At 61.8% G+C, this 26,404-nt stretch carries 24 protein-coding genes and 1 tRNA gene; 14 read left to right on the forward strand and 11 right to left on the reverse strand.

Annotation, left to right across the window (positions count from 1 at the left end):
- Positions 1 to 42: 42 nt before the first annotated feature.
- The gene (locus QMO82_RS25645; RefSeq protein WP_183605559.1) at positions 43 to 1,545 is read right to left on the reverse strand and encodes a UxaA family hydrolase; all 1,503 of its coding nucleotides are present in this window, start codon (positions 1,543 to 1,545) and stop codon (positions 43 to 45) included.
- A gap of 227 nt (positions 1,546 to 1,772) precedes the next feature.
- Between QMO82_RS25645 and QMO82_RS25650 the strand changes: the two genes are divergently transcribed.
- Positions 1,773 to 2,672 carry a GntR family transcriptional regulator gene (locus tag QMO82_RS25650; protein WP_183605560.1) on the forward strand — a complete coding sequence of 300 codons (900 nt, stop codon included), beginning with the start codon at positions 1,773 to 1,775 and terminating at the stop codon, positions 2,670 to 2,672.
- 124 nt (positions 2,673 to 2,796) lie between these two features.
- Entirely contained in the window at positions 2,797 to 4,791 is a 1,995-nt protein-coding gene (locus tag QMO82_RS25655) for an ABC transporter ATP-binding protein/permease (protein ID WP_183605561.1), read from the forward strand.
- Positions 4,792 to 4,859: 68 nt separating this feature from the next.
- Here QMO82_RS25655 and QMO82_RS25660 read toward each other — a convergent pair whose 3' ends face one another.
- Positions 4,860 to 5,240 (reverse strand): GFA family protein, encoded by a 381-nt coding sequence (locus tag QMO82_RS25660; protein ID WP_183605562.1) that lies wholly within the window; start codon positions 5,238 to 5,240, stop codon positions 4,860 to 4,862.
- Between the two features lie 83 nt (positions 5,241 to 5,323).
- Positions 5,324 to 5,767, reverse strand: a complete 444-nt coding sequence (locus QMO82_RS25665) for a MarR family winged helix-turn-helix transcriptional regulator (RefSeq protein WP_183605563.1) — start codon at positions 5,765 to 5,767, stop codon at positions 5,324 to 5,326.
- A gap of 120 nt (positions 5,768 to 5,887) precedes the next feature.
- On the opposite strand from QMO82_RS25665, the gene QMO82_RS25670 reads away from it, so the two are divergent.
- On the forward strand, positions 5,888 to 6,265 hold the full coding sequence (locus tag QMO82_RS25670; protein ID WP_183605564.1) for a nuclear transport factor 2 family protein: 378 nt from the start codon (positions 5,888 to 5,890) through the stop codon (positions 6,263 to 6,265).
- 29 nt (positions 6,266 to 6,294) lie between these two features.
- Here QMO82_RS25670 and QMO82_RS25675 read toward each other — a convergent pair whose 3' ends face one another.
- The 6 genes from QMO82_RS25675 to QMO82_RS25700 all read right to left on the reverse strand — a co-directional run bounded on the left by QMO82_RS25675 (position 6,295) and on the right by QMO82_RS25700 (position 11,036).
- Entirely contained in the window at positions 6,295 to 6,864 is a 570-nt protein-coding gene (locus QMO82_RS25675; protein ID WP_183605565.1) for an AAA family ATPase, read from the reverse strand.
- A gap of 41 nt (positions 6,865 to 6,905) precedes the next feature.
- Positions 6,906 to 8,396 (reverse strand): MDR family MFS transporter, encoded by a 1,491-nt coding sequence (locus QMO82_RS25680; RefSeq protein ID WP_183605566.1) that lies wholly within the window; start codon positions 8,394 to 8,396, stop codon positions 6,906 to 6,908.
- A gap of 237 nt (positions 8,397 to 8,633) precedes the next feature.
- On the reverse strand, positions 8,634 to 9,014 hold the full coding sequence (locus tag QMO82_RS25685; protein ID WP_183605567.1) for a hypothetical protein: 381 nt from the start codon (positions 9,012 to 9,014) through the stop codon (positions 8,634 to 8,636).
- A gap of 197 nt (positions 9,015 to 9,211) precedes the next feature.
- The gene (locus tag QMO82_RS25690; protein ID WP_183605568.1) at positions 9,212 to 9,685 is read right to left on the reverse strand and encodes a hypothetical protein; all 474 of its coding nucleotides are present in this window, start codon (positions 9,683 to 9,685) and stop codon (positions 9,212 to 9,214) included.
- A gap of 194 nt (positions 9,686 to 9,879) precedes the next feature.
- Positions 9,880 to 9,955, reverse strand: a tRNA-Thr gene (locus QMO82_RS25695).
- Positions 9,956 to 10,076: 121 nt separating this feature from the next.
- Positions 10,077 to 11,036, reverse strand: a complete 960-nt coding sequence (locus QMO82_RS25700) for a nitronate monooxygenase family protein (protein ID WP_183605569.1) — start codon at positions 11,034 to 11,036, stop codon at positions 10,077 to 10,079.
- A gap of 286 nt (positions 11,037 to 11,322) precedes the next feature.
- Here QMO82_RS25700 and QMO82_RS25705 point away from each other — a divergent pair, with 286 nt between their 5' ends.
- Complete coding sequence (locus tag QMO82_RS25705) at positions 11,323 to 12,507, forward strand: regulator (RefSeq protein WP_183605570.1); 1,185 nt, start codon at positions 11,323 to 11,325, stop codon at positions 12,505 to 12,507.
- A 48-nt stretch (positions 12,508 to 12,555) separates the two neighbouring features.
- Here QMO82_RS25705 and ppk2 read toward each other — a convergent pair whose 3' ends face one another.
- Positions 12,556 to 13,437 carry a polyphosphate kinase 2 gene (ppk2, locus tag QMO82_RS25710; RefSeq protein WP_183605571.1) on the reverse strand — a complete coding sequence of 294 codons (882 nt, stop codon included), beginning with the start codon at positions 13,435 to 13,437 and terminating at the stop codon, positions 12,556 to 12,558.
- 242 nt (positions 13,438 to 13,679) lie between these two features.
- On the opposite strand from ppk2, the gene phoR reads away from it, so the two are divergent.
- The 7 genes from phoR to phoB all read left to right on the forward strand — a co-directional run bounded on the left by phoR (position 13,680) and on the right by phoB (position 21,870).
- On the forward strand, positions 13,680 to 14,903 hold the full coding sequence (gene phoR / locus QMO82_RS25715) for a phosphate regulon sensor histidine kinase PhoR (RefSeq protein WP_183605572.1): 1,224 nt from the start codon (positions 13,680 to 13,682) through the stop codon (positions 14,901 to 14,903).
- 516 nt (positions 14,904 to 15,419) lie between these two features.
- Positions 15,420 to 16,454 (forward strand): substrate-binding domain-containing protein, encoded by a 1,035-nt coding sequence (locus tag QMO82_RS25720; protein ID WP_183605573.1) that lies wholly within the window; start codon positions 15,420 to 15,422, stop codon positions 16,452 to 16,454.
- A gap of 164 nt (positions 16,455 to 16,618) precedes the next feature.
- Positions 16,619 to 18,100, forward strand: coding sequence for a phosphate ABC transporter permease subunit PstC (pstC, locus tag QMO82_RS25725; protein WP_183605574.1), 1,482 nt, complete (start codon positions 16,619 to 16,621; stop codon positions 18,098 to 18,100).
- The gene (gene pstA, locus QMO82_RS25730; protein WP_183605575.1) at positions 18,097 to 19,419 is read left to right on the forward strand and encodes a phosphate ABC transporter permease PstA; all 1,323 of its coding nucleotides are present in this window, start codon (positions 18,097 to 18,099) and stop codon (positions 19,417 to 19,419) included. Before pstC ends, pstA begins: the two co-directional genes overlap by 4 nt.
- A gap of 15 nt (positions 19,420 to 19,434) precedes the next feature.
- On the forward strand, positions 19,435 to 20,250 hold the full coding sequence (gene pstB, locus QMO82_RS25735) for a phosphate ABC transporter ATP-binding protein PstB (RefSeq protein WP_003556197.1): 816 nt from the start codon (positions 19,435 to 19,437) through the stop codon (positions 20,248 to 20,250).
- Positions 20,251 to 20,294: 44 nt separating this feature from the next.
- Positions 20,295 to 21,008 (forward strand): phosphate signaling complex protein PhoU, encoded by a 714-nt coding sequence (gene phoU, locus QMO82_RS25740; RefSeq protein WP_183605576.1) that lies wholly within the window; start codon positions 20,295 to 20,297, stop codon positions 21,006 to 21,008.
- Positions 21,009 to 21,186: 178 nt separating this feature from the next.
- Positions 21,187 to 21,870: a phosphate regulon transcriptional regulator PhoB gene (phoB, locus tag QMO82_RS25745; RefSeq protein ID WP_010068798.1), complete on the forward strand. Its 684-nt coding sequence runs from the start codon at positions 21,187 to 21,189 to the stop codon at positions 21,868 to 21,870.
- A gap of 312 nt (positions 21,871 to 22,182) precedes the next feature.
- On the opposite strand, the gene QMO82_RS25750 is transcribed toward phoB, so the two are convergent.
- Positions 22,183 to 22,716 (reverse strand): GcrA family cell cycle regulator, encoded by a 534-nt coding sequence (locus QMO82_RS25750; protein WP_183605577.1) that lies wholly within the window; start codon positions 22,714 to 22,716, stop codon positions 22,183 to 22,185.
- Positions 22,717 to 23,140: 424 nt separating this feature from the next.
- On the opposite strand from QMO82_RS25750, the gene QMO82_RS25755 reads away from it, so the two are divergent.
- From QMO82_RS25755 to QMO82_RS25765, 3 genes are all read left to right on the forward strand, one after another.
- Positions 23,141 to 24,340: an aspartate aminotransferase family protein gene (locus QMO82_RS25755; RefSeq protein WP_183605578.1), complete on the forward strand. Its 1,200-nt coding sequence runs from the start codon at positions 23,141 to 23,143 to the stop codon at positions 24,338 to 24,340.
- Between the two features lie 39 nt (positions 24,341 to 24,379).
- Complete coding sequence (gene argF, locus QMO82_RS25760) at positions 24,380 to 25,294, forward strand: ornithine carbamoyltransferase (RefSeq protein ID WP_183605579.1); 915 nt, start codon at positions 24,380 to 24,382, stop codon at positions 25,292 to 25,294.
- A gap of 88 nt (positions 25,295 to 25,382) precedes the next feature.
- On the forward strand, positions 25,383 to 26,378 hold the full coding sequence (locus QMO82_RS25765) for an Hsp33 family molecular chaperone (protein WP_183605580.1): 996 nt from the start codon (positions 25,383 to 25,385) through the stop codon (positions 26,376 to 26,378).
- Positions 26,379 to 26,404 lie beyond the last annotated feature (26 nt).

Below are 26,404 nucleotides of genomic sequence, written 5' to 3' on the forward strand. Positions count from 1 at the left end.
GTGCAGCGGTTTTCCGTCCGGGATTGCGTAGAAACAAAAAAACTAGAGCGTTGCGCCCAGATGCCAGGGCACGAATTCGTTATCACCGTAGCCGAAGAGCTCGCTCTTGGTCTTCTTGCCCGAGGCGGTGTCGACGATGAGCTCGAAGATCTCGCGGCCCTTGCCGCTGATCGTCGCGTCACCCGTGGCGATCGTGCCGCAATCGATGTCCATATCCTCTTCCATCGAGGCATAGAGCGCTGAATTGCTGGAAAGCTTCAGCGACGGCGCCGGCCGGCAGCCGAAGCAGCTGCCGCGGCCCGTCGTAAAGGCGATCATATTCGCCCCGCCGGCCACCTGGCCGGTCGCCGAAACCGGATCGTAACCGGGTGTGTCCATGAAGACGAGGCCGGGAGCGGTGACCCGCTCGGCATAACCATAGACCGCCGTCAGCGGCGAACGCCCGCCCTTGGCAACCGCGCCGAGCGATTTTTCCAGGATGGTGGTGAGACCGCCGCGCTTGTTGCCGGGCGACGGGTTGTTGTCGAGCGAGGCACCGTGCAGGGCGACATAGTCCTCCCACCAGGCGATTTTCTCGTCGAGCTTCTTTGCCACCTCGTCGCTGACGGCGCGGCTGCGCAGCAGATGTTCGGCGCCGTAAATCTCCGAAGTTTCCGACAGGATCGCCGTGCCGCCGGCGGCCGCCAGCAAGTCGGCGGCGACACCGAGCGCCGGATTGGCGGTGATGCCGGAAAAGCCGTCCGAGCCGCCGCATTGCAGGCCGATGATGATCTCGCCGATCGATATCGGCACGCGTTTTTCCCTGCCGACATCGGCGGCGATTTCGCGCAGCATGCCCATGGCGCGCTCGACCGCACGGCGCGAACCGCCGGCATCCTGGATGTTGAAATGCCGCTTCGAGGCGCCGGCACCACTCTGGCCGTAGAGCGTCAACTGGTTGACCTCGCAGCCGAGGCCGATCATCAGCACGCCGCCAAAATTCACATGTCTGGTGTAGCCGGCCAGCGTCCGGTGCAGCACGTTCATGCCGTCGCCGGTCGAGCTCATGCCGCAGCCCTGGTCGTGCACGATCGGCACGAAACCGTCGATGCCCTCGTAATGCGGCAGGATCGTCCGGTTCGCCTCGTCGGCGATCGCCCGGCAGACCGTGGTGGAACAGTTCACGCTGGCGATGATGCCGATATAGTTGCGCGTTGCCGCCCGTCCGTCGGCACGGCGGTAGCCCATGAAGGTGCGCGCGACGTCGTCGGCCGTCGCCGTCTCCGGCGCCGAATTGGCGGTCGCCGCCAGCCGGTCGTTTTCGAAATGCAGGTTGTGGCTGTGCACATGGTCGCCAGCCTTGACCTCGGCCGTGGTGCGGCCGATTGCCTGGCCGTATTTCACCACCGGCGACCCAAGCGGAATATCGGCAATCGCCACCTTGTGGCCGGGGTCGATTTTCTCACGGGTCTGAATGCCGGCAACCGTCGAACCCGGCGCGATGGCCGCGGTTGCGACCGCGACATTGTCACCGGCCGACAGGATGATCCAAGGCAGTTTGTCCAAGTCTCTTCTCCCTAACAAAACGCCCGCTGCATCGGCGAATGCGCATTGATTTTGTTTTTTATCTACAATAAACATTTTCAAGTCAACGGGAATATTGATCCTGTGGACGAGGGAGGCAATGGGCCGCAGGCGACCGGAAATGAGTTAAAGGTCGTTTGAACAAGCCCCGGTCGGTTTGCCCAGCTTTAGAGCAGGGCGACGGGCACGAGGGCGGAAAGCGGGGTCTGGTGGCAAGGCAGAATACGGTCTTCAAGGAAGCCTACAACAGGTATGCCGCAGCCCTGCGCACGGATACCGCACTGCCTTCGGAACCGGAGATCGCCGCCCAGCTCGGCGTCAGCCGCTCGACGGCGCGCGCCATCCTGACGCGGCTCAGCGAAGAAGGCATCATCCGCTGGAACAAGCGCCAGAAGATCGTATTGCGCCAACCGACGGACCGCGACCTCTTTCCCTCCGAAGAAACAGACTCCCTGCATGACATCATCGAGCGCAGCTTCATGCAGCGCATCCTCGCCGACGATGCCGCACCGGGCATGCAGATCAACGAATTGGAGCTTGCCCGCGAGATCGGCACGGGCACAACCAGCGTGCGCGAATTCCTGATCCGCTTCTCCCGCTTCGGCCTGATCGAGAAACGGCCGAACAGCCACTGGACGCTCAAAGGCTTCACCCGCGAATTCGCCCTCGAGCTGGCCGATGTGCGCGAGATGTTCGAGTTGCACTCCGCCGCCGAATTCGGCCGGCTTCCGAGAGATCATCAGGCCTGGACCGATCTTGCCGCCATCCGTGACGAACATCACGCCATGCTTGCCGACATCAACCAGCGCTTCAGGGATTTCTCCGTCATCGACGAACGCTTCCACCTCTTGATCCACCGCGCCTCGAAAAACCGCTTCATCGCCGATTTCTACGACGCGATCGCCATCGTCTTCCACTATCACTACCAGTGGAACAAGACCGCCGCCCGCGAGCGCAACGAGCGCGCCATCCACGAACATCTGGATTATATCGCAGCGCTCGAATCCGGCGACCAGGCCGCCATCGAAACCGCCTGCCGCGCGCATCTGCGCTCCGCCCGCCAGACCCTGCTGCAATCCCTGCCGCAGATCGCCAGCGAAACTGCGTGAGGTGGGAAGTCACTGTGGAAAGGAAAATGAAAGGCGTGCCGCCAAGCGGCACGAAGCAGTCTCCGATATCACCCTCCACACCGGCATCATGAAACCTTTTGATTTGTAAGCCGTTATCGTGCTCATGACGGCCGCTAAACCCAATCCCAAATCGGTCGATGGCACCGAACCGCACGGTGCCGAGAAGTCGCGCCAGGGGAAGGCATCGACTGTCGACGTCGTGTTGCCGCCAGATGCCATCCCACCCGATCCGGAGTTGACGCCTGAGGAGGCCGAGCAGGCACGCAAGCGGTATTTGCTGAAGCGTTTCTGGATCAGCGCGCGCCGCTACTGGGGCCGCAGTGGTGACAAGCTTGCCTGGCCGTGCACAATCGGCCTGTTGACCCTGATCGGCATGAATGTCGGCTTCCAGTACGGAATCAATCTCTGGAACCGCGCGATTTTTGACGCCCTGGAGCAACACGATGCCCGCACCGTCTATACCTTGAGCATCGTATTCCTGCCGCTGGCGCTCGGAACTGCAGCCCTTGTCACCGCACAAGTGGCTCTTCGCATGATGATCCAGCGCCGCTGGCGTTCGTGGCTGACGACCACCGTCATCGCGCGCTGGCTCGCAAGCGGTCGCTACTATCAGTTGAACCTCATCGGCGGTGACCACAAGAACCCCGAAGCCCGCATCGCGGAGGATTTGCGGATTGCCACAGAAGCCCCTGTCGATTTCATCTCTGGCGTCATTGCCGCCTTTCTGTCGGCCTCGACCTTCATCGTGGTCCTCTGGACGATCGGCGGCGCCCTGACCCTGACGATTGCAGGTTCGACCGTTACCATTCCCGGTTTTCTCGTCATCACTGCGGTCCTCTATGCCACGATCACATCAAGTTCGATGACGGTCATCGGCCGCCATTTCGTCCAGGTCTCCGAGGCTAAAAATCAAGCGGAAGCCGAATTTCGTTATACGCTGACGCATGTCCGGGAAAACGGCGAGAGCATTGCATTGCTCGGCGGTGAAGAGGAGGAGCGCAACGACCTCGACAAGACCTTCGCCAAAGTGCTCAGGCAGTGGGCGCTCCTAGCAGGTCAGCATATGCGCACAGCCCTTGTGTCGCAGGGATCGAGTCTGTTTGCCCCAGTCGTGCCGGTTTTGCTGTGCGCCCCGAAATTTCTCGAAGGCAGCATGACGCTTGGACAGGTCATGCAGGCGGCGTCTGCCTTCGCCATCGTGCAGAGCGCGTTCGGATGGCTTGTTGATAACTACCCCCGTCTTGCCGATTGGAACGCCTGTGCCCGCCGCATCGCTTCGCTGATGATGTCGCTTGATGGGCTCGAGCGCGCCGAGCAGAGCAATGCGCTCGGGCGCATCAAGCGCGGTGAAACGGAAGGCGATGCGATGCTCAGCCTGAACGATCTCTCCGTGTCGCTTGACGACGGCACCGCCGTGGTCAAGGAAACCCAGGTGGTGATCGAAGCAGGCGAGCGGGTGCTCGTCGCCGGAGAATCCGGGTCGGGCAAGAGCACGCTGGTGCGGGCCATCGCAGGTCTTTGGCCGTGGGGCGAGGGCAGCGTCAATTTCCACGCCGACCGACGATTGTTCATGTTGCCGCAACGACCCTATATCCCTTCGGGCACGCTTCGCCGTGCCGTCGCCTATCCCGGCGCCGCCGACAGCTGGACGCTGGATCAGATCAGGGCGGCCCTCGACAAGGTGGGACTGGATTATCTGAATGACAAGATCGAGGAAGAGGCGCCCTGGGACCAGACATTGTCGGGCGGCGAAAAGCAGCGGCTCGCCTTTGCGCGTCTGCTGCTGCACCATCCCGATATCATCGTGCTGGATGAAGCAACGTCGGCACTCGATGAGAAGAGCCAGGAAAAGATGATGCAGATGGTGATCGATGAACTCCCTGAGGTTACCATCATCAGCGTCGCGCACCGCGCCGAGCTGGAAGCCTTCCATAGCCGCAAGATCACGCTGGAGCGGCGCGAGGGCGGTGCAAAGCTCGTCAGCGATATCGATCTTCCGCGCAAGCGAAAACCGAACCTGCTTGTGCGCGTTTTGAAGAACCCCTCGGTGCTGAAAGACGGCCCGAGTTCGAATAAAGACAGCACGGTCCCAGAATGAAATGTCCTTCGTCGGGGCCGGAAGCGTGCGCCTGCTAGGCCCGAAGCAGACGTCGCTGCAGCAGTTACCTATTGCTCATTCTGGGGCAGGTTGTCGGTGATGTCGTAGTAGTCGCCTTTGTCAGCGACAAAGATATGCATTTTCAGTTTGGTTTCGGTCGAGCTGTCAAATGCACCCATCGCGACACTAAGCCAGTCGCGATGAGGTGGATCCCAAAACAGTGATGATCCGCATATCGCGCAAAATCCACGCCGCACCTTTTCCGAGGATTGATACCAGGTCACATTTTCGCCTCCCTGGATCCTGATCTGATGTCGAGGTACGTCGGTTGAAGCGAAAAAGTGCCCGGATTGTTTTCGACATTTGGAGCAGTGGCATGCGTCCGGCGCTCGTAGATCGGCTTCGATCTCAAAAGTTACCGCACCACACAGACAGGATCCTTTATGCACCAGCGTTCCTCCAATAAGCCAAACTTGCCTCTAAGCCGAGGATCGCGCTGGTTGCCGCGGAGTTCTCGGACGCTCCATATAAATCACGTCGTGCTCACCATCCGATCCAGATTGTCGATCAGCCGCTTGAGCAGATCGACAAGCTGTGCCGCTTCGGCATCGGTGAACCCGATCAATGCCTCCCTATTTCCCTGGAACAAGGCCACAATTGCCGCCGGCATGCTTTTCTGTGCAGCCTTCGTCAGCACGATGCGGCTGCTGCGCCCGTCAGCCGGGTCGCGTGTCCGCTCGATCAAGCCATCCCGCTCCATGCGGGCGAGCATCTGCGCCATCGGCGGTTGCTCTATTCTCGCAAAGCGGGCGAGATCGCGCTGCGTGCTTGCCTTGCCATCTTGCAGCGCGACCAGCACAGGCAACTGACCGACACCGAAGCCGAGCCGTTTGAGGCGTGACTCGCTCAAGCGCGCGAATCCTCGCGCCGCAAGACTGACGAGATGCCCCGGTGTCGAAAGCACGTCTTCATTCATTCCGCTTGCCCCTCCTTGACCACAAGATACATATGTACGTATATATCTCCACGCACCGCATTCGGCAATGCCGTTTCGATGCCGCCGAGCCGATCTTTCAACCTCCGCTGAGGAAACGATATGTCCAACAATGACGTCGAAATGCTCAAGCGCATCTACGCCGGCTTCAACGCCAGAGACATCGACGCTGTCATTGCCGTCCTTTCCGATGACGTCGCCTGGGCCAACGGCATGGATGGCGGCCATATCAATGGTCGCGAGGCCGTGCGCGACTATTGGACCCGCCAGTGGGCCGTCATCAGCCCACATGTCGAGCCGGTCGCATTTGAGGAAACGGAAGACCGCGCCGTCGCGGTCGAGGTGATCCAGTCGGTCTTTGATCTCAATGGCCAGCCGCTGGAGGGGCAAAGCCACGGCCTGAAGGACAAGACCGTCACGCATATCTTCCGCATCGAAGGTGGTAAGATCGTTCGCTTCGATATCCGGGATGCCCGGTAAGCCTGGGATGCTCTGTAAGTTTGCACGAACTATGCCGGGGATGACCGCTCTCGGCGCGTCGCGGCCGACATATCCGCAAAGCCATTTTCGCATTTCGAGAGAATCTCGTCGACAACGACGGCGATCGGCGCGGTGGCGTCGATGACGACACCAGATTGCGGCGTGTTTTCTTTCGTTGCATGCAATCGCACAATCAGCGCCCGTTCGGCAGGTTTTCCGCCAAACTCGTCTGCCGGTCTGTAGGCCAGCCGCCGGTTCAACGTGTCGAGATCGACGTCGAGAATGAAAACCCCGTCAAACAGATCGATAAAGCGGGAGAAATTTCGAGAGCCGCCGCAGAAGAAGGAGATCGCCTTGCCTTGATCGGCGACCATGGATCTGACTTTGCCGACATCCCAAATGTGATGCGCGTGCACCCAAGTGACACTGTCCGTCACGGTCTTGTCGACAGGCAAGGGTTCACCCGTTTCGGGATCGCCGACATAAGACAATTCCCGGTCACCGTGGATGACGTGGTAACCGCGCCGCTGCAACTCTTCCGCCACCGTTGTTTTGCCGCTGCCGGAAACGCCTTCGATCAAATAGTTTTTGACGCCCATTTCCGTTCTCGTTGATCTCCCTTATGGGCCCCGTCGAAGGCTTAGTGCGAAGCCGCCTCGCTTGTCACAGCCCCGCCTTCGCGCTTGCGGCCGGGCCCGACCGGAATCAGCCAGGTGGTGAAGAAGGTGAGCACCGCGACGACGACCACGCCCCAGAAGCTCCAGTGCAGCGCCGCATTGAAGACGGCGCGGATGGCAGGATCGGCGGCGAGCGCCGAGAGCCCGGTCGGCTGGTTCAGCGCCTCATGCAGGCCCGCCGCCGTTTCGCCGCTGGCATAGTGGTTGATGCCGGCGTTCAGGATCGCGCCGAGCACGGTGGCGCCGAGCGTATTGCCGAGGCTGCGGGCAAAGATGATCGAGGCGGTGGCGCTGCCGCGCATCGACCATTCGACGCTGTCCTGCACCAGCACGATGCTGGTGAGGCTGATCAGACCCATACCGAAGCCCATGAAGAAGGAGCCGACGCCGGCAATAACAGGCGAACTCTCCGGCGTGAGGAACAACAGGAAGCAGGCGCCGAAGGGAAACATCAGGCTGCCGACGCGCAAGGTGCGGCGGATGCCGAACGCCTTGTAGAGGCGGCTGGAGAGCATCACCGCCAAAGGCCAGCCGACGACCAGCATGGTCAGCGTGAAGCCGGCAACGATCGGCGAACGGCCGAGCACGCCCTGCACATAGATCGGCAGGATTGTGGAAAGCCCGATCAGCGCCATGCCGGCCAGCAGCGTTGCCGCATTGCTGGTGGCGATCAGCCGGCGGCTCCAGAGCGGGATCGAAATGATCGGCTCCGGCGCCCGCCTCTCCTGGGCGAGGAAGAGAACGCCCGCGACCACGAAGACGGAAAAAAGCGACAGCAGGATCCAGCCGCTGGCATCGGTTTCCGTCAGCATGATCAGCAGCGCAACGATCGAGATCGAAAACAGCACCGATCCGAGGTAGTCGATTTTCGCCTGCTTGTGCGCCACGTCCTCTTTCAGGAAGACCATGAAGGCGATGATCGAGATGATGCCGATCGGCAGGTTGATCCAGAAGATCCAGGCCCAGGAGAAGGTGTCGACGATGATGCCGCCGGCCAGCGGCCCGACGACGGCCGAGGTCGCCCAGACGGTCGCCATCGCGCCCTGCACGCGGCCGCGTTCCTCGAGCTTGAAGAGATCGCCGATAACAGTCATCGTCACCGGCTGGATGGCGCCCGCACCCAGCCCCTGCAGCAGCCGGAACAGCACCAGCGACATCATCGACCAGGCAAACCCGCAGAGCAAAGAGCCGGCGAGGAAGATCAGGATGCCGCCGATCAGCACCGGCTTGCGCCCAAAGATGTCGGAAAGCTTGCCGTAGATCACAGTGGTCGTCGACTGCGCCAGCAGGAAAGCCGAAAACACCCAGCTGTAATAGGAAAAGCCGCCGAGCTGCCCGACGATGCGCGGCATCGCGGTCGCCACGATCGTCGCCTCGATCGCCACCATGAAGGTCGCGAGCATGATGGTGGCGACGATAAGCACGCGGTTCGAGCGTTGCGCTGCATTCGACATGACGATCCTCTTCGGGTGCTCCGCGGATGCCGGAAAAATCGGCAGGCTGGCTGGTGTGGGGCGGTGTGCCATGTGCGGAGTGATGGGTAGTTTTACGTCCGCAAGCGCGAGTCGTAAAGCCGTTCCCGCGGCAGCTGATATTTCGCCCGACGTGGGAGCGGCCGAAGCGAAGTCCCGGTGCCACTTCGCCCGGAGCCTTTCATTCCGTCAGGAAGTCAGGCGGCATCCGCCCTATCCTCATTGCGGGCAGGCCTCGCCGGCCGACCCGCTATCCGCGGAACCGGCGGTACAACCCGGCGTCGGCTGCAGATCGGGATTGACCCCACCGGGATTGATCGTGCTCCGGCCGCTGTTGAGATCGACGCCGCCATTGCCGGTCGTGCTGCCTGTTGTGCCGGGATCGGTCCCGACAGACCCGGTGCCCGTCGCTCTGCCGCCGGCAGAACCAGTTCCGCCCGAACCGGTGCCGGTGGAACCGGCGCCTGAACTCCCCGACCCGCCAACGATCGGTGCCGCCGAAAGTCGCCCATTGGCATCCGCCCCGCCGGCCGTCTGCGCCAGCGCCGAGCCGGCAAAACCGATCGAAAGGAGGGATATCGCGATGAATTTGCAGGACATGATTTTCTCCGTCGTTTTTGTCTCAGGAAGAAAACCTGCTCTGCCGTGGCATTGTTCCTGTCGTCGGTGCGGATTCACGGTCGTTTGATCGGGGAGAAACTTCCCTGCAAAGCTACCGGCGCCGGCTCCCCCGGTACCGAAGCAGAAAGTACCGAGCAAATGTCATTGTTGACCGGAGTGCCGAGACGGCCCTCCTGTCATTCGTCATCCATCAAATGAAACTCCCGCGCCGCCTGAGGGCAGAGAAGCCTGAACTGCTCGATCAGCGGCGGCATCCCCGAAGCGCATGATACGTCCGCATTCTCTGGTAATGGGAAAGTGACACGCAGCGGTTCTCCGGCAGAAGGTTCGAAGGACAAGGTGCCTTCGCTGCAATTGGCGGTGGAGCGGAACGTGTCTTTCCCATCGGTTTTTGTGTACATCGCTACGCACTGCTTGACGGTCAGTTTGCCGCCATGGGCTGTTGTCTCCCATCCTGGGTCTCGCTTGCAATATTCCTGGAAGTCGGCTCGAGTGACCTTTCCTTCCATAACTGCAGTGCTTGAATCGATGCCGGTCTTGCGGACAAGCGTTCCATTCCATCCGGCACAGGAGGCGAGAGGGAAGTCTTCTGCCTGCGCAGCGGACAAGCTAAATGTGAAAAGCGCGAGACTTAAAAGCGATGTCCTCATAGATCCTCCTAATCGCTAACCTACTCTCGTTCGATCGATATCGGTCGCGCTCATATAGATGAGGGGCAGCCCAGCCGCCTTGAGTGAAATAGCGCTCAAGCTGTTGAGGCTTTGCCTGCCGAATGGCCAAAGGTGGACGCAGAATTTTAAGAGAGGCTTAAAATGCGGGGTTTCAGCACGCGATGAAAGAAAAATGGTGCCGCTTGCAGGACTCGAACCTGCGACCCCATCATTACGAATGATGTGCTCTACCACCTGAGCTAAAGCGGCATTTCACGGCCGAAGCATGCGGCCCGCGATTTGCATGGCGCTGATACAGCCATTGTCCGAAGATTTCAAGCGCCCTGTCATGGCTTTGGCAAAAAAGAGGGGAGGGGCGGGAAAGCGCGCCTCAGAGCGCCAGCCGGGCGCGCGCCGCCCTGTATTCGGCCTCCAGCCGGTCGACGAGATTTGCCACCGGCTCGACCGCCTTGATGGCGCTGATGCCCTGGCCGCTGCCCCAGATGTCCTTCCAGGCCTTGGCGCCGCCGGTGGCCTGTTCGAAATCCATCTTCGAGGGATCGGCGAGCGGCAGGTTGTCGGGGTCCATGCCGGCAGCCACGATCGAGGGCTTGAGATAGTTGCCGTGTATGCCGGTGAAAAAGTTGGAATAGACGATATCGCCGGCGGCGCCTTCGACGATCGCCTGCTTGTAGGCGTCTGCGGCGCGCGCCTCTTGCGTGGCGATGAAGGGCGAGCCGATATAGGCCATGTCGGCGCCCATCGCTTCTGCGGCAAGGATGGCGCCGCCGGTGGAAATCGCGCCGGCCAGCAGCAACGGCCCGCCGAACCATTCGCGGATTTCCTGGATCAGCGCAAAGGGCGACAGCGTGCCGGCATGGCCGCCGGCGCCGGCTGCGACCGCAATCAGCCCGTCGGCCCCCTTGCGGATCGCCGAATGGGCGTGGCGGTTGTTGATAATGTCATGCAGCACGATGCCGCCATAGGAATGCACGGCGGCGTTGACCTCGGGCACGGCGCCGAGCGAGGAGATGACGATCGGCACCTTGTATTTGACGCAGAGCGTGAGGTCGTGCTCCAGCCGCTTGTTCGACATGTGGACGATCTGGTTGACGGCAAAGGGGGCGGCCGGCCGCTCGGGATGGACGGCGTCGTAGCGGGCGAGTTCTTCGGTAATCTCCGCCAGCCATTCGTCGAGCTGGTTTTCCGGCCGGGCGTTCAGCGCCGGAAAGGCGCCGACGACGCCGGCCTTGCATTGCGCCAGCGTCAGCTTGGGATGCGAGATGATGAACAGCGGCGAGCCGATGACCGGCAGTCTCAATTTGTCTTTGAGGATCGGGGGCAGGGCCATGGCTCATCGCTTCCATTGACGTTTACGAAAACGTCAATTTCATAACAGAGAAGGAAAGCCGATAAAAGAGTGGCTGCCATGCGTTTGCCGATTTCACCCCGAATATATGTCTGCAATAGCTGACAAAATGAGGCCTGCAAGCGCTGAAACCTGCCGATTATCCCCGCCGATCAACCGCGCCCCGGCCCCGCAAGGCTTGCGGTTTGCCGCACTTGCCGCTACCGAATTTTGATGGAGAACGGCGGGGATTGCAGTCCGATGCCGAGTTCAAGGTGAAGGACTAGACGTGAGCGGATTAGAAACGGCCATCAGAACAGCGCTCGAAAATTCCGAACGCGACAATCCGGAGGTTCGAGCGAGGATCTATCAGTCGGCCCGCCAGGCGCTTGAAGCCGGTCTCCGCAAGCAGGATATCACCGATACCGAGGTCGTCGCCCATCACCGCCATCGCCTGGAAAGCACCATCCACGCCATCGAAGGCGAGGAGCGCGACCGCCTCCACCCCCGCCAGCGGCCGCCCGAAGTGCCGGTGCCGCCTGTCGTGGAAATGCCACCTGCGGTTCACCGCGCCGAAGTCGACGATATCGACAGCCCCGCGCTGTCAGGCGAGACCCGCGCCCCCGAGGTGATCTTCGGCCGCCGCGATGAGGCGAGCCTCGACGACGTGCATGCCGGCAGTGCCGATCATCTGGCTGCCGCCCCCGTCGGCGAGGAACGGCTTGCCCGCGGCCAGCGCGCCACCAATATGGATTTCCGCCCGGAGCGGGCGGCCGGTCGCCGCAAGCCGCGCAAATTCTTTTCGCGGCTGCTCGTCTGGTGCGTGTTGCTGGCTTTCGTCGGCATCGGCGCCTGGTGGGCGCATACATCAGGCCTGTTGCTGACGGCGGCCGAGCGCGACACCAGCGTCGCCAATCCGCCGGCCAGCACCCAACCCGAGGATTTCACCGGCAATGACGACAGCGCCGGCAATGCTGCTTCCCCCACCGATCAGCCGGTGACCATCGATCCGCAGAACAGTTTCTCGGCCGATTGGATCCCGGTGTTCAAGCCTGACGATGCCGACAAGATCAAGAGCAGCCCGCGGGCGCACACCGAAAAAATCACAGAAAATGACGGCCCGGCCATCCGGCTGATTTCCGAGAGCGGGGCTGCCGACGGAAATATCGCCATCAGCGTGCCCGCTTCGGTGCTGCAGCAGCTCGCCGGCAAATCCTCGACCATCGCGCTGACCCTGCAATCGACCAGTGACGAGCCGACCCAGGTCACCGTTGAATGCAATTTCCAGACGCTCGGCAATTGTGCCCGCCATCGCTTCAACGTCACCCGCGAAAAATCGGATGCGCTGCTGCAGGTGAAGTTCGACCGCTCGCTGGCGCCGAATGCGCCGGGCACGTTGACGATCAACAGCGATCTCGACGGCAAGGCGCGCGGCATCAACCTCTTCGCCATCCGCATCCTGCCGGGGCAATGACGCTCCGCTCAGCCCCGTCCATTTCAGAAAGCTCGATGTCAGAAAGCCCTATTTCAAGAATCCAGGCCCTGAACCGATGATCTCTTCATCGACCGTGCCGAGCACCGTCTTGTCCTTGCCGTCATAATCCATCCTGTTCAGCATGTGACGGATGAGTTCGAGGCGCGTCCGCCGCTTGTCATTGGCGCGGATCACCGTCCAGGGTGCGAAATCCGTATGGGTTTCCTTCAGCATCCGGTTACGCTTGTCGCTGTAGTCGCCCCATTTGGTCAGCGCCGCAATGTCCATCGACGATAGTTTCCAGACTTTCAGCGGATCGTGCCGGCGGTCGTGGAAGCGCTTCAGCTGCATCTCGCGGCCGATATCGAGATAGAATTTGAAGAAGAAGATGCCCTCATGGGCGATGATCTTTTCCAGCTGCGGCGCCTGTTTGAGAAAGTCCTCATATTGCTGCGGCGTGCAGAAGCCCATGACCGGCTCGACTCCGGCGCGGTTGTACCAGGATCGGTCGAACAGCACGAATTCGCCAGCGGTCGGAAACTGCGCGACATAACGCTGGAAATACCATTGCCCCTGTTCGCGCTCGGTCGGCTTGGTCAGCGCCACGACGCGTGCAAGGCGCGGGTTCATATTCTCCGAAGAGGCCGAGATCGCGCCCCCCTTGCCGGCCGCATCGCGCCCTTCGAACAGCGCCATCACCCGCTTGCCGGTCGCCTGCAGCCAGAACTGCACCTTGACGAGTTCCACCTGCAGCTTTTCCAGCTGCTCGACATAATCTTCTTCCTTGAGTTTCTTCTTGTGGGGAAATTCGCCGGAAGCAAGCGCATGTTCCTCCACCCAATCCGGCAGAACGGGATTGTCGACATCAAAGATGCGCTTCTTCCCGCGGATCTCCAGCTCCACGGCCCTGGTTTCGACGTCCTCGTCCATAGGTTCCTCCTCAGCCTGATTGTTCTCTTCCCACAGGCGAACATAGTTATCGTTGAAAATCAAATCTTTCACGGATGACCGGCAATTTTTCGTGGGTTTCGGCTGCGGCCTTTCGCTTCGGGGCGGCAGTCCGAAAACTTCTGTCATGAATTGCCGCTATCAGGCAGAGTTCCAATATAAAGAAAAACGAATCGACGCCGCGAGGGCACTTGCAAGACGAAACTCCATGGAGAAAAAGCCTGTTGGCGCGCATCCGGCGCGAGCGGCCGGTGCTGCTTGCAGCAATCCTCAGCGCCCTGGTCGCGCTTGCCGCCGGCATGAACAAATGGGTCGTGCTCGTCCTGCTGCTGGCGATGGTCCTGACCGCACTGTTCAACGAGGCGCCGGTGATCAAGGCCGAGCCGCTCGAACCGGCGGAGATCGCGCCGGAGGCGCCGCCGAGCCGCCTGCCTGAGATCTCCGCCACGCTTTCCGGCCTCGATATCCCGGTCATGGTGCTGTCGGACGACGCCTCGGTGCTGTTCCAGAACCGCGCTGCCGAAAAGGCCTTCGGCGAGATGGCGCTCGGCTCCCATATATCGGCCCGCCTGCGCTCGCCTGGTGTGCTCGACATGGTGCGCGAAACCATCGCCACCAACGCCCCGAACCAGATAGAGCATGCCGAGCGGCTGCCCTCCGAGCGCGTCTATATCGTGCGCAGCGCCCCCGTTGAATTCTCGGCCGATGACGGGCCGCGTGAGCGCTATTTCATCCTCTCCTTCCGCGATATTTCAGAGGTTCGCCGTATCGACCGCATGCGGTCGGATTTCGTCGCCAATGCCAGCCATGAACTGCGCACGCCGCTTGCCTCGCTGCGCGGCTTCATCGAGACCATCCAGGGACCGGCAAAGAACGATCTGAAGGCGCAGGCGCGTTTCCTCGCCATCATGTTCGATCAGACGACGCGCATGAGCCGGCTGGTCGACGACCTGCTGTCGCTCTCGCGGCTGGAGCTGAAATCGCATATCGCGCCGGACGAGAAGATCGATCTGGTGCCGCTGCTCGGCCATGTCAGAGACGCGCTGGTGCCGCTGGCAAGGGATGTCGGCGTCGACATCAACCTGCATCTGCCTGATGGTAAGGTCGAGGTGCTCGGAGACCGCGACGAGCTTGTCCAGGTCTTCGAGAACCTGATGGAAAATGCCTGCAAATACGGCCAGGAGGGCGAGGTCGTCGACGTCTGGCTGAAGAACGGCACCGGCCAGCCGGTCGAGGTCAGCATCGTCGACAAGGGGCCGGGCATTCCGGCCGAGCATGTGCCGCGCCTGACCGAGCGCTTCTATCGCGTCAGCATCGAGGACAGCCGCTCGAAAAAGGGCACCGGCCTCGGCCTTGCCATCGTCAAGCACATCCTCACCCGCCACCGCGCCCGGCTGATCGTCAAATCCGAAGTCGGCAAGGGCACCGATTTTACGGTTCGCTTTTAGCGCGCGGGCGTGCCGCGTGATTTGCCCCTCACCCTAGCCTTACCGGGGTCAAGCCACGGGTCTCGACCCGTCCTTCGGACCCCCGTAAAAGACGGGGAGAGGGGACTTGCCTTGCGGGAGGTTGATGGGGACGGAGAGCTTGCTGCATGGTCCCTTCGCCCCGCAAGCGGGGAGAAGGTGGCTGCAGGCGGATGAGGGGCACATCACGGAACGACTTTCATGATAGGACGTAAAGCAGAAAACCGCCGCCCAACCTGTCCGTTGGCGATATGTGATCGGTTTTTACAACGCGAGGTAGATTGACAGCCAGACTTTGCCGTTCGCCGACACGATCGGCTGGTCGAATTAAAATTTTCTATTATAAATCAACTATTTAAGCTGTCACAAATGTTTCACCTATTTGACATAAAAGGACGGTGCTTAAAGCGCTAAGAGAGTCCCGCCGATGAAAAAAGGCACTGCGAGGGCCTCTCTACAGGCCGCACTCACACAAGCCCAAATGCCGGGAGATTTCTAATGAACACCTTCAAGCTCACCGTTGCCGCGCTCGCTGCAACCGCTGCTTTCGCTGGCGCTGCCGTCGCCCGCGACCAGATTCAGGTTGCTGGCTCGTCCACCGTCCTGCCTTACGCAAAGATCGTTGCCGAATCCTTCGGCGAAACCTTCACCAACTTCAAGACGCCGGTCGTTGAATCCGGCGGCACGGGCGCTGGTCTGAAGGAATTCTGCAAGGGCGTTGGCGAAGACACCATCGACATTGCGAACGCTTCGCGTCCGATCAACAAGAACGAAGCCGAAGCCTGCAAGGCTGCCGGCGTAACCGACATCCAGGAAGTCAAGATCGGTTATGACGGCATCGTCTTCGCAACCGACTCGTCCAACCCTGACGTTGCCTACGTTCCGGCAGACATCTACAAGGCCCTCGCAGCCCAGGTCGTCGTCGACGGCAAGCTCGTCGCCAACCCCTACAAGAAGTGGTCGGAAGTCAACCCGAAGCTTCCGGCTGTTGATATCGCTGCCTATATCCCGGGCGAAAAGCACGGCACCCGCGAAGTCTTCGAACAGAACGTCCTCGCTGCCGGCTGCAAGGCTGCGGGCGCTCTTGACGTCATCGCCAAGGAAATCTCCGACAAGGCCGCCCAGGGCAAGGCTTGCGTCGCGGTCCGCAAGGACGGCGCTGCAGTCGACATCGACGGCGACTATCCGGAAACCCTCGCACGCATCGCCGCCAACAAGACCGGCGTCGGCGTATTCGGCCTTTCCTTCTATGAAAACAACGCCGACAAGCTCAAGGTTGCCAGCGTAAACGGCATCGTTCCGTCGACGGAAACGATCGCCAACGGCACCTACCCGGTTTCGCGCCCGCTGTTCTTCTACGTCAAGAAGGCACATCTCGGCGCCGTTCCGGGCCTGAAGGAATACGTCAACTTCTTCGTATCCGACCAGATGATCGGCCCTGACGGCCCGCTCGCCGAATACGGCCTCGTCGCCGCTCCGGATGCCGAGCGCGAAGCGATCCGCAAGGACGTCGAAGCCGGTAAGGCTATGTAATGACTTTGCCGGCGCGGCGCCTTCAGGCCCGCGCCGGCATTGCCTTATCCCCGCGCACCGATGTTTTCGGTGCTGCAGGGTGAATTCATTCTGCATGATTGGAAGCTGAAGGCGGCTGATGAAGCTGCCGGGCTTTGGGGGCTACGGGCCTGGGGACGTAACGAATGAGCACATCCATCATACTTTTGTGCCTTGTGGTGATCGGTGCCGCCGCCTATCTGGTCGCGCGCAGCCGGGCCACGGCGCTTGCCGGCGGCAGATCCTCGGCATTGCACTCACGGCCGGCCTATTACGGCGCCTATGCGGCGATCTGGGCGGTTCTTCCGGCCCTCATCGTCCTCTGCGTCTGGCTGTCGGTCAGCCCCGGCATCATCCAATCCTCCGTTCGCGGCGCCTTTCCTGCCGACGTCAAGGCGCAAGCCGCCGTCGAGCAGGATCTCGGCTATTCCATGGTGGCGACGGTCGCCCGCGGCCTGACGATGCTGACCGCGGATGAAACCGCAGCGGTCGCCGGCGATCCGGCGGCACTCCAGGCCAAGCTCAGCGAAAAGGGTGTGCCGCTTGCCGGCCAGCCCCAGCCTTACATGCTCGACGCCGCCAAGAAGCTCAACGCCATGAGCATGACGAGCCGCCTCGTCATGACGGCTGTTGTCTTCATTCTGGCTGTCGCAGGCGCCTTCTATGCGCTGCGCGCCATTGCCCCGCGCTTCCGCGCCCGCAACCGCGTCGAGCGCGTCATGCTTTGGGGCCTGCTGCTCGCCTCTTCGATCGCCATTCTGACGACGATCGGCATCGTGCTTTCGATGCTGTCGGAAGCCGCGCGCTTCTTTGCCGCCGTTCCCGCCGCCGACTTCTTCTTCGGCACCGTCTGGGATCCGCGTTTTGCCGGTGCCGGCAGTTCGTCCTTCGGTCAGTTCGGCCTGATCCCGCTGTTGCTCGGCACGCTTTATATCGGCCTGGTCGCCATGCTGGTCGCCGTGCCGGTCGGTCTCTTTGCCGCCATCTACATGGCCGAATACGCCTCGCCGAAGGTGCGCGGCGTCGCCAAACCGCTGCTCGAAGTGCTCGCCGGCATTCCGACGATCGTCTACGGCTTCTTTGCCCTCGTCACCGTCGGCCCGTTCCTGCGCGATTTCTCGGCTCAGGTCAGCGGCCTGCTCTCCGGCAGCTACACCAACTTCATTCAGGCGCAGAGCGTTCTGACCGCCGGTATCGTCATGGGCATCATGCTGATTCCCTACGTCTCCTCGCTGTCGGACGACATCATCACCGCCGTGCCGCGGGCCCTGCGTGACGGTTCGCTCGGTCTCGGCGCCACCCGCTCCGAAACCATCAAGAAAGTGGTCTTGCCGGCCGCTCTTCCCGGCATCGTCGGCGCATTGCTGATGACGGCCTCGCGCGCCATCGGCGAAACCATGATCGTCGTGCTGGCCGCCGGTGTCGCCGCCCGCATCCAGATCAACCCCTTCGAGCCGATGACGACGGTGACCGTCAAGATCGTCAACCAGCTGACGGGCGACCTCGAGTTCACCTCGCCGCAGACGCTGGTTGCCTTCGCCCTTGGCATCACGCTGTTCTGCATCACGCTTTGCCTCAACATCTATGCGCTCTACATCGTGCGCAAATACCGGGAGCAGTACGAATGACGGATATTGTTTCTCCCACATCAGGCGTCACCGTCTCCAAGGCGCCTGCGCGCCGCGATATCGGCATCAAGCGCCGCTACGCCGCCGAGCGCCGGTTCCAGGCCTATGGCATCGCCGCCATCACCTTCGGTCTCGTCTTCCTGTTCATCCTGCTGTGGACGGTGATCGGCAAGGGCTACACCGCCTTCCAGCAGACGGCGATCACGCTGCCGATCGAATTCACCGAGAAGACGATCGACCCCGACAATAAGCGAGCGACCGACCCCTCGGTTCTGGTCGCCGCCAACTATCCGGTTCTCCTGCGCGACGCGATCGTCAAGCAGCTGAACATCAATGCCGCAAGCCGCCCTGACGTGCGCGATGCAACCGCTATGCTCTCCAAGGGTGCGCCGATCCAGCTGCGCGATATGGTGATCGCCGATCCGTCGATCATCGGCAAAACAGTCAATGTCACCGTCCTCGCCGACGCCAATGTCGACAGCGCCAGCAAGGGCCAGATCGATCTTAAGGTCGATGAGAAGAACCGCAAGGTCAACGACAAGCAGGTTGCCTGGATGAACGAGCTGAAGGCGAGCGGCGCTCTCCACAAGCAGTTCAACACTGGCCTCTTCGTCAACGGCAATTCCAGCCGTCCCGAGGCCGCCGGCCTCGGCGTCGCCCTCATCGGTTCGCTCTACCTGATGCTGATCGTGCTCGTGCTCGCTCTGCCGATCGGTGTTGCCGCCTCGATCTATCTCGAGGAGTTTGCGCCGAAGAATAAGCTGACGGATCTGATCGAGGTCAACATCAACAACCTCGCCGCCGTCCCTTCGATCGTCTACGGCCTGCTCGGTCTGTCCGTCTTCATCAACTTCATCGGCCTGCCGCGCTCGGCCTCGCTGGTCGGCGGCCTGGTGCTGACGCTGATGACCCTGCCGACGATCATCATCGCGACGCGCGCAGCACTTCGCGCCGTGCCGCCGTCGATCCGCGCCGCAGCCCTTGGCCTCGGCGCCTCGAAGATGCAGATGGTGTTCCATCATGTTCTGCCGCTCGCCATGCCCGGCATCCTCACCGGCACGATCATCGGCCTGGCGCACGCGCTCGGCGAAACCGCGCCGCTGCTTTTGATCGGCATGGTCGCCTTCGTCGCCAACGCGCCGACCACACCGCTCGATCCCTCGACGGCCCTGCCCGTGCAGGTCTATATGTGGGCCAACGAGGCCGAACGTGCCTTCGTCGAGCGGACTTCGGGTGCCATCATCGTCCTGCTCCTGTTCCTGATCGTCATGAACATGGGCGCCATCCTCTTGCGTCGTCGCTTCGAGCGCCGCTGGTAAACGGAGTTAAACATCATGAACATGTTGACGGAAGCTGCAGTTGAAAAGGCGCTGGATCACAAGATGAGCAACGTCCCGTATAAGATGATCGGAAAGGATGTTTCGGTTTACTACGGCGAGAAGCGCGCGCTTTTCGACGTGAACCTGAACATCCGCGAAAACACCGTAACCGCGCTGATCGGCCCTTCGGGCTGCGGCAAGTCGACCTTCCTGCGCAGCCTCAACCGCATGAACGACACGATCGACGGCTGCCGCGTCACCGGCAAGATCACGCTTGATACCGACGATATCTATGATCCCGATATCGACGTCGTCGAACTTCGCGCCCGCGTTGGCATGGTCTTCCAGAAGCCGAATCCGTTCCCGAAGACGATCTATGAAAACGTCTCTTACGGCCCGCGCATCCATGGCCTCGCCAAGTCGAAGGCCGATCTCGACCAGATCGTCGAGACCAGCCTGCAGCGCGCCGGTCTCTGGAACGAAGTCAAGGACCGCGTGCATGAATCCGGCACGGGTCTTTCGGGCGGCCAGCAGCAGCGCCTCTGCATTGCACGCGCCGTCGCCGTCAGCCCTGAAGTCATCTTGATGGACGAGCCCTGCTCGGCGCTCGACCCGATCGCCACCGCCAAGGTCGAGGAGCTGATCCACGAACTGCGCGAGAACTACACGATCGTCATCGTCACCCACTCCATGCAGCAGGCCGCGCGCGTCTCGCAGCGCACCGCCATGTTCCACCTCGGCAATCTCGTCGAGGAGAACGACACCGACAAGATGTTCACCAATCCCGACGATCCGCGCACCCAGGACTACATCATGGGTCGCTTCGGCTGATTTTGGCGTTACCAAGCCTTTCCGTTATTCGAGGATAAAGCCCCATGGCATCGACACATATTTATTCTGCCTATGATGATGATCTGAAGTTCCTTTCCAGGCGGATTTCCGAAATGGGTGGCCTGGCCGAACAGATGGTCGCCGAATCCGTACGGGCGCTGGTCAACGGCGATACCGCGCTGGCGCAGAAGGTCATCTCCGACGATGTGATCCTCGATCACGCCGAACGCGAAATCGGCGACAAGGCGATCGTCACCATCGCCCGCCGCCAGCCGATGGCCGCGGACCTGCGTGAGATCATGGGTTCGATCCGCATCGCCGCCGATCTCGAACGCGTCGGCGACCTCGGCAAGAACACCGCCAAGCGCGTCATCGCCGTCCAAAGCACCGGCGTTCCCCGCAAGCTCGCCCGCGGCCTCGAGCATCTGTCCGAGCTGGCGCTCGTCCAGCTCAAGGAAGTGCTCGACGTCTACACGACGCGCGCCGCCGACAAGGCGAATGCGATCCGCGAGCGCGACAACGAGATCGACGCGATGTACACCTCGCTGTTCCGCGAGCTCCTGACCTACATGATGGAAGACCCGCGCAACATCACCAGCTGCACGCATCTTCTCTTCTGCGCCAAGAACATCGAGCGCATCGGCGACCACGCCACCAACATCGCCGAGACGATCTATTACATGGCGACCGGCGCGCAGCCGGAAGGCGATCGTCCGAAGGACGACAGCGCCAACACCGTCGGCGCGGTTACGGAATAATCGCCCGGACAGCCCGGGCCAGTCGCCCGGACAGCCCGGGCCAGTCGCCCGGACCAGTCAATTGCATGCGCGCCCGTGCGGGCGCGCAAAGAGGTCGCAGCCAGTTTGTGAATTTGCGCAGGATGCATTGCTTAAATCACCCCCGGTTTAAGGATCATGCGCGAGGAGACCGAGACGCATGATCCCGAGAGTTGCAGTTGTTGAAGACGAAGAAGCCCTGAGCGTGCTTCTTCGCTACAATCTCGAAGCGGAAGGCTTCGAGGTCGATACCATCCTTCGTGGCGACGAAGCCGAAATGCGGCTTCAGGAGCGCACGCCCGATCTTCTGATCCTCGATTGGATGCTGCCCGGCGTCTCCGGCATCGAGCTCTGCCGGCGCCTGCGCATGCGGCCGGAAACCGAGCGCCTGCCGATCATCATGCTGACGGCGCGCGGCGAAGAGAGCGAGCGCGTCCGCGGACTTTCGACGGGGGCCGACGATTATGTCGTCAAGCCCTTCTCGACCCCTGAGCTGGTTGCCCGCGTCAAGGCGATGCTGCGCCGCGCCCGTCCCGAGGTGCTGTCGACGGTGCTGAAGTGCGGCGATATCGAGCTCGACCGCGAAACCCACCGCGTCCATCGCAAGAGCCGCGAAGTCCGCCTCGGCCCCACCGAATTCCGCCTGCTGGAATTCCTGATGTCGTCGCCGGGCCGGGTCTTCTCCCGCTCGCAGCTTCTCGACGGCGTCTGGGGCCACGACATCTATGTCGACGAACGCACCGTCGACGTCCATGTCGGCCGGCTGCGCAAGGCGCTGAATTTCTCCAACATGCAGGACGTCATCCGCACCGTCCGCGGCGCCGGGTATTCGATGGAAGCCTGAGGGCTGCGTCACTACAGCTCGGCCGACGGCTCTTTCGTGATGCTCGGGCTTGTCCCGCTGCTGTCCGGTTCGCGGCGATGGACTGCCCCTCATCCGGCTGCCGCCACCTTCTCCCCGCTCGCGGGGCGAAGGGACCCCGCCGCGACGTCTCCGTTCCCCTTCCTACACCTCTCGTGTGGCACGTCCCCTCGCCCCGTTTACGGGGAGAGGGTTAGGGTGAGGGGCAGCCATAGCCGCAATGAGCGCTTCCATCCACGCATAAAAAAACGGGCCACGCGGCCCGTTTTCTGCATTCTAACGATGCTGTTCTTCTCAGCCAGCCCGCGCTGCCGCCCGGCGGCGTTCGTTGACCGGCTGGTAGGCGAGCTTCTGGTGATAGCTGCAATAGGGCGAATTGTCGGGGGATTCGCAGCCGCAGAAGTGGAAGTCGTCCTTCAGCGGATCGCCGACCGGCCACTTGCAGGTGCGTTCGGTCAGTTCCGTCAGGCCGAGGCGGCGCGAAATCGGCACGACCACGTTGCCCCTCGGCACATATTCCATTTCCTCGATCGTTTCGATCTCGATCTCTTCCTTCAGCATCGTTGCGCCCTGCTGGCGGGTAACGGTGCGGGTGGTGACGCGAGAGGCGTAGTTCGGCGCGCGCGGTGCCGCTGTATTGCGCTTCGGCGTTCGCGCCGCGGTGCTGGTGCCGCCGGCCTTGGCACGGCCCGGAAGGCTCAGTCGGTGAACCTTGCCGATAACAGCGTTTCTGCTGACACCGCCAAGTTGCGCCGCGATCTGGCTGGCGCTCAGTCCTTCGGCCCAAAGCTTCTTGAGTTTCTCGACCCGCTCGTCTGTCCAGTTCATGCCCTGTCTCCACCTTTTGCGTTGGTGATGGCAGAATCCCTCACCGTTGTCCCGGGAGCTCCGAAACAAGAAACGCTTGATCAATTTTGGTGACTAGTTCCGCCGCATGCAGTCTAGTAATTGAACTTTAACCTAGTGTGAGGCTGACTCCGTGACAAGAGTCGCATGAATCCGGATGAATCGAATTCGTAGTTTTCCCCAACTTGCTGCCCCTGCGTGGCATTTCTGCAATAATGCCTGTTGAAGACTGAAAATGCCGCTGCACACCCTTGCTGCATGCGCTAAGGGCGCAGTTTTGTTGACATTGCAGCGCGAAAAGGAAATAGTGCCAGTCGCCGCCGCAAGGCGGCATTTTTGATTTTTCGGGCCTGGTTTTCTTAGCCGGAGTCAGTCGCCCCATAACTTTAGATCGGGAGATCGCGCCATGGCTGAAGCCGCGCCGCTTTATGACACCTATTCTCGTGCCCCGCTGCGGTTCGAGCGAGGCGAGGGCGTGTGGCTGATCACCGAAAGCGGCGAGCGATATCTCGATTTCGGCGCCGGCGTCGCCGTCACCTCGGTCGGCCACAGCAATCCGCATGTGGTGGGCGCCCTGAAGGAGCAGGCCGACAAGGTCTGGCACCTCTCCAACATCTATGAGATCCCCGGCCAGGAGCGCCTGGCCAAACGGCTGACGGACGCCACCTTCGCCGACAAGGTGTTCTTCACCAATTCGGGCGCCGAGGCGCTCGAATGCGCGATCAAGACGGCGCGCCGCTATCAGTATTCCAAGGGCCATCCCGAGCGCTTCCATATCATCACCTTCGAAGGCGCCTTCCACGGGCGGACGCTGGCGACGATCGCCGCCGGCGGCCAGGAGAAATATCTCGAAGGCTTCGGCCCCAAGGCGCCGGGTTTTGATCAGGTGGCTTTCGGCGATATCGAAGCGGTGCGCGCCGCGATCACCGATGCCACGGCCGCAGTCCTGATCGAGCCGGTGCAGGGCGAGGGCGGCGTGCGTCCCGCCACCCCCGAATTCATGAAGGCGCTTCGCCAGATCTGCGACGAACACGGCCTGCTGCTGATCCTCGACGAGGTCCAGACCGGCGTCGGCCGTACCGGCAAGCTCTTCGCCCATGAATGGTCGGGCGTCACCCCCGACATCATGGCGGTCGCCAAGGGCATCGGCGGCGGGTTCCCGCTCGGTGCCTGCCTTGCCACATCAGAGGCTGCCTCCGGCATGAAGGCCGGCACGCATGGCTCGACCTATGGCGGCAATCCGCTTGCCATGGCCGTCGGCAGCGCCGTGCTCGACATCATTCTCGCCGATGGCTTCCTCCAGCAGGTGCGCGACGTAGCACTGGTTTTCCGCCAGGGCCTCGCCTCGCTGAAGGATCGCTATCCCGATGTGATTGAGGATATCAGAGGCGAGGGGCTGTTGCTCGGCGTCAAGGCCGCCATTCCCTCGGCCGAACTGCTGCAGGCGATCCGCGCCGCCCATCTGCTCGGCGTGCCCGCCGGCGACAACGTCATCCGCCTTCTTCCGCCCCTCGTCGTCACCGCCGAGGAAGCCCGCGAGGGTCTTGCCCGCATCGAGCGCGCCGCCGAGAGCATTCGCGCCTCCAAGGTCAAGAAGACGGCTTGAAGAGATTGCCGCCCTCGGGCGCAGACAGGTAAGAAGACCATGGCTCCTAAACATTTCCTCGATCTTTCGGCGGTCACCTCTGCCGATCTCAGAACCATCATGAACGATGCGCTCGCCCGCAAGCAGGCCTTCAAGGCCGGCACCGGCGACAAGCCGCTCGCCGGCAAGATGCTGGCGATGATCTTCGAAAAGCCGTCGACGCGCACCCGCGTCTCCTTCGATGTCGGCATGCGCCAGCTCGGCGGCGAAACGCTGTTCCTGTCCGGCACCGAAATGCAGCTCGGCCGCGCCGAAACGATCGGCGACACCGCCAAGGTGCTGTCGCGCTACGTCGATGCGATCATGATCCGCACCACCGAGCATTCCAGGCTGCTGGAACTCGCCGAGCATGCGACCGTGCCGGTCATCAATGCGCTGACGGATGACACCCATCCCTGCCAGATCATGGCCGATATCATGACCTTCGAAGAGCATCGCGGCCCGATCAAGGGCAAGACCATCGCCTGGACCGGCGACGGCAACAATGTGCTGCATTCGCTGGTCGAAGGGGCTGCGCGCTTCGGCTATCGCATGAACATGGCCGTGCCTCTTGGTTCGGAGCCCAAGGATCACTATCTGAACTGGGCCCGCAATGAGGGCGCCGAAATCATGCTCTGCCATGATGCCGACCGTGCGGTCGAAGGCGTCGATTGCGTGGTGACCGATACCTGGGTCTCCATGAATCAGGAACATCGGGCCCGGGGTCACAATGTCTTCCAGCCTTACCAGGTCAATGCGGCCTTGATGGCGAAGGCCGGCAATGATGCATTGTTCATGCATTGCCTGCCGGCTCATCGTGGTGAGGAAGTGACGGACGAGGTGATCGACGGTCCGCAATCCGTGGTCTTCGATGAGGCGGAAAACCGTCTTCATGCGCAGAAGTCGATTCTTGCTTGGTGCCTGGGCGCGATCTGAACCATAATCGGATGCCGCGAGTCATAGACCTGCGGCCGCGCGAGCGAAGGGCACGCTGACCCATCGCTCCGAAACTAGGAGTAAAGCCATGGCAGAAGCTGCAGCCGCCCTCGGCCAGTTTGATTTCGCCGGCGATGACCATGTCGTCCCCTTCCAGGTGGAGGGTCTGGACGTGCGCGGCCGCGCCGTCCAGCTCGGCCCGATGCTCGATGCGATCCTCGAGCGCCATCATTACCCCGCACCCGTCGCCCGCCTGCTTGCCGAAGTCGTCGTCTTGACGGTGCTGCTCGGCACCTCGCTGAAATTCGACGGCAAGTTCACGGTGCAGACCAAGGGCGATGGCCCGGTCGATCTTCTCGTCGCCGATTTCGCGACGCCGGAAAATGTCCGCGCCTATGCCCGCTTCGATCAGGCGCTGCTCAACAAAGCGATCGCAGCAGGCGAAACCGAGCCGGAGCAATTGCTCGGCCGGGGCGTGCTCGCCTTCACCATCGACCAGGGCAAGTTCGGCCAGCCCTACCAGGGCATCGTCGAACTCGACGGCACCTCGCTCGAGGAGATTGCCGGCGTCTATTTCCGTCAGTCGGAGCAGATCCCGACACGGGTGCGCCTGGCCGCAGCCGAACTCTTCGATCGCGACGATGCCGGCAAGCCGCGCCATCGCTGGCGGGCAGGCGGCCTTGTCGCCCAGTTCCTGCCGGAAGCACCCGAGCGCATGCGCCGGCCGGATCTCCACGGCGGCGACGGCGACACCGGCAGCCGCCCGCATGGTGAGGACGATGCCTGGCTCGAAGCCCGTTCGCTGGTCGAGACCATCGACGCCGATGAACTGACCGATCCGCTGGTTGGTACCGAACGGCTGCTGTTCCGCCTGTTCCACGAGCGCGGTGTCCGCGTCTACGAACCGCGCGCCGTCTTCGACCGCTGCAGCTGCTCGCGCGACAAGATCAAGGGCGTGCTGAAGGGCTTCACCGCCGAGGAGATCGAGGCCAGCCAGGAAAACGGCGAAATCGCCGTCACCTGCGAATTCTGCTCGACCACCTACCGCTTCGAGCCGGCCGAGCTTCAGCCGGCCGAAGGTTGAGGACACGCACAGCGAGCAATAAAAGA

Origin of the sequence: Rhizobium sp. BT04 (assembly GCF_030053135.1) — a bacterium.
Taxonomy (GTDB): Bacteria; Pseudomonadota; Alphaproteobacteria; order Rhizobiales; family Rhizobiaceae; genus Rhizobium; species Rhizobium binxianense.

What these genes read in the sequence shown, in the direction of transcription:
- QMO82_RS25655 (WP_183605561.1), top strand. Translation starts at nt 2,797, where the DNA reads ATGACGGCCGCTAAACCCAATCCCAAATCGGTCGATGGCACCGAACCG.
- QMO82_RS25665 (WP_183605563.1), bottom strand. Translation starts at nt 5,767, where the DNA reads ATGAATGAAGACGTGCTTTCGACACCGGGGCATCTCGTCAGTCTTGCG.
- QMO82_RS25670 (WP_183605564.1), top strand. Translation starts at nt 5,888, where the DNA reads ATGTCCAACAATGACGTCGAAATGCTCAAGCGCATCTACGCCGGCTTC.
- QMO82_RS25675 (WP_183605565.1), bottom strand. Translation starts at nt 6,864, where the DNA reads ATGGGCGTCAAAAACTATTTGATCGAAGGCGTTTCCGGCAGCGGCAAA.
- QMO82_RS25680 (WP_183605566.1), bottom strand. Translation starts at nt 8,396, where the DNA reads ATGTCGAATGCAGCGCAACGCTCGAACCGCGTGCTTATCGTCGCCACC.
- QMO82_RS25685 (WP_183605567.1), bottom strand. Translation starts at nt 9,014, where the DNA reads ATGTCCTGCAAATTCATCGCGATATCCCTCCTTTCGATCGGTTTTGCC.
- QMO82_RS25690 (WP_183605568.1), bottom strand. Translation starts at nt 9,685, where the DNA reads ATGAGGACATCGCTTTTAAGTCTCGCGCTTTTCACATTTAGCTTGTCC.
- QMO82_RS25700 (WP_183605569.1), bottom strand. Translation starts at nt 11,036, where the DNA reads ATGGCCCTGCCCCCGATCCTCAAAGACAAATTGAGACTGCCGGTCATC.
- ppk2 (WP_183605571.1), bottom strand. Translation starts at nt 13,437, where the DNA reads ATGGACGAGGACGTCGAAACCAGGGCCGTGGAGCTGGAGATCCGCGGG.
- QMO82_RS25720 (WP_183605573.1), top strand. Translation starts at nt 15,420, where the DNA reads ATGAACACCTTCAAGCTCACCGTTGCCGCGCTCGCTGCAACCGCTGCT.
- pstC (WP_183605574.1), top strand. Translation starts at nt 16,619, where the DNA reads ATGAGCACATCCATCATACTTTTGTGCCTTGTGGTGATCGGTGCCGCC.
- pstA (WP_183605575.1), top strand. Translation starts at nt 18,097, where the DNA reads ATGACGGATATTGTTTCTCCCACATCAGGCGTCACCGTCTCCAAGGCG.
- pstB (WP_003556197.1), top strand. Translation starts at nt 19,435, where the DNA reads ATGAACATGTTGACGGAAGCTGCAGTTGAAAAGGCGCTGGATCACAAG.
- phoU (WP_183605576.1), top strand. Translation starts at nt 20,295, where the DNA reads ATGGCATCGACACATATTTATTCTGCCTATGATGATGATCTGAAGTTC.
- phoB (WP_010068798.1), top strand. Translation starts at nt 21,187, where the DNA reads ATGATCCCGAGAGTTGCAGTTGTTGAAGACGAAGAAGCCCTGAGCGTG.
- QMO82_RS25750 (WP_183605577.1), bottom strand. Translation starts at nt 22,716, where the DNA reads ATGAACTGGACAGACGAGCGGGTCGAGAAACTCAAGAAGCTTTGGGCC.
- QMO82_RS25755 (WP_183605578.1), top strand. Translation starts at nt 23,141, where the DNA reads ATGGCTGAAGCCGCGCCGCTTTATGACACCTATTCTCGTGCCCCGCTG.
- argF (WP_183605579.1), top strand. Translation starts at nt 24,380, where the DNA reads ATGGCTCCTAAACATTTCCTCGATCTTTCGGCGGTCACCTCTGCCGAT.
- QMO82_RS25765 (WP_183605580.1), top strand. Translation starts at nt 25,383, where the DNA reads ATGGCAGAAGCTGCAGCCGCCCTCGGCCAGTTTGATTTCGCCGGCGAT.